Raw genomic sequence first — 2,020 nt, 5'->3', positions numbered from 1 at the left:
GATTAAATTCAGAACCGGCAAAGTATCCTGGCCAATCTTGATTATTACCTAACTCAGCAGCGGCTTGGTAGTACACGCCTAAATCTTGTAATGAACCGGATAAATCCCATTCAGGACGATAATGATCGCAAACGTTATGGTAACAGCCCTTCATTTTGACCAACATTGCCGTTTTGTATTGTGCGGTAGCTTCATCAAGTGGTTCGTTACCACCACCGGCAAATACTGCTGGCACGCCTAATTTAGCAAAGCTGAAGTGGTCTGAACGGAAAAAACCGCCCGATGCAGGGTTTAGCTCGCCTTGGCTGGTGCGATTTTGTTTAGCGACAGCGCGGTCTAAATAGTTTTCTAACTCAGACTGGCCTTTACCGACAATCGTGTAATCTTTGGTTTTGCCATAAATATTAGTGCTGTCGAGGTTAAATACTGCCACGGTTTTATCAATTGGATAAATTGGGTTAGCGGCATAATAACGTGAACCTAATAAGCCTTGTTCTTCACCAGTAGTAGTAATAAAGGTTAATGAACGGGCTAAGCCATGCCCTTGTTTAGCTTGCTGGGCAAACTGACGGGCAATTTCTAAAATACCGGCGGTACCAGTGGCATTATCTAACGCGCCATTATAAATTTGGTCGCCGTCTTTAGTGTCATCTGTACCGATATGATCCCAATGGGCAGTGAATAAAATCTGCTCATCAGCTTGTTTGCTGCCAGCTAATGTTGCAACCACATTATAACTGTCGGCATATTCGGCTTTATTGGCAAATTCAATGCTGGCAGTTTGGGCTAAATCGACATTGAGTGAATTGGTTGTGGCGCGATCCATTAATGACGTTAATGACAGGCCCGCTTTATCGAATAAGGCTGTAGCACTGTCTAAGGTTAACCAACCTTCAACTTGGACCCGCTGATCTTGTTCTGCTTTGCTTTGAACTAAATCTTGTTGAGCACCAGTCCAGCTGTTTTCAACTACCGACCAAGGGTAAGAGGCAGGTTCCGTATCATGAATGATAATTGCGCCTAACGCGCCTTGGCGACTGGCTTCTTCAAACTTATAGCTCCAACGACCATAGTAAGTCATCGCCTTACCATTGAACTTGGCACCTTCTGGATGTGCAAAGCCTGGATCGTTGACCAAAATGATGGCAATTTTGCCTTTCATGTTGAGGTCTTGGTAATCATTCCAGCCATATTCAGGTGCATTAATACCGTAACCAACAAACACTAATGGCGCATCTTTAATACTCACTTGATTGCTATCGTGACGACTGCCTAACACGATATCTTGGCGATACTGTAAATCCATTCCAGCTAAAGTAACTTGTTGTTGCTCGCTTGCGGTGTAACTCACCATTGGAACTGGTTGTAAAAAACTTCCTTTATAAGCGCCTTTAAGCCCCATTTGGGTGAAGGCGGCAGACAAATATTCTAGGGTAAGCTTTTCGCCTTGGGTTGTCGGCGCGCGACCTTCAAATTTATCTGACGATAATGTTTCGATATCAGTTCTAAAGCGTTGTTCATCAAAGGTTACCGCAGTCACTTTAGCCGGAATAATATCGTCGGTTGCAGTGTGTTTAGCATCATCGCCGTTACATGCTGACAGTAAGGCAATGGCGCAAAAAGGAAACAATCGTTTCATGCTATATCCTGTTATTGTTATTCGTTTTTATTTCAGACAAGCATAATGAAGCAAGCCAGTGCTTGAAAACAAGTTCACTGGCTTGGAATTGTGTTACCTAATGTAAATTGTGTCTTGGATGCTCAGCTTATTAACTGGCGGACATTAACTGGTGCAAATTAAACGACGTCGATATCACCAGCGCAGGCAAACACGTGATTTGGTCTGAAAGGTTCTTTGTCTATATCACTCATTTGGCTCACACCAGTCGTCACCAGAATCGTTTCCAGGCCCGCTTGGAAGCCAGCCAGAATATCGGTGCGCATGTTATCGCCGATAATAACGGTGTTTTCAGAATGACCCTGAATATGATTCAACGCCGAGCGAATAATCCACGAGCTA

2 protein-coding genes are annotated in these 2,020 nt (G+C 43.9%); both read right to left on the bottom strand.

Features of this window, described 5'->3' with window-relative positions:
- The coding region (locus CXF78_RS15315) for a M28 family metallopeptidase (RefSeq protein ID WP_102037273.1) at positions 1–1,639 on the bottom strand (1,639 nt) is incomplete at its 3' end.
- 158 nt (positions 1,640–1,797) lie between these two features.
- The coding region (locus CXF78_RS15310) for an HAD hydrolase-like protein (protein WP_180957166.1) at positions 1,798–2,020 on the bottom strand (223 nt) is incomplete at its 5' end.

The organism is Shewanella sp. 11B5 (assembly GCF_002836795.1).
Taxonomy (GTDB): Bacteria; Pseudomonadota; Gammaproteobacteria; order Enterobacterales; family Shewanellaceae; genus Shewanella; species Shewanella frigidimarina.
This window is presented reverse-complemented; position numbering and strand designations above follow the sequence as displayed.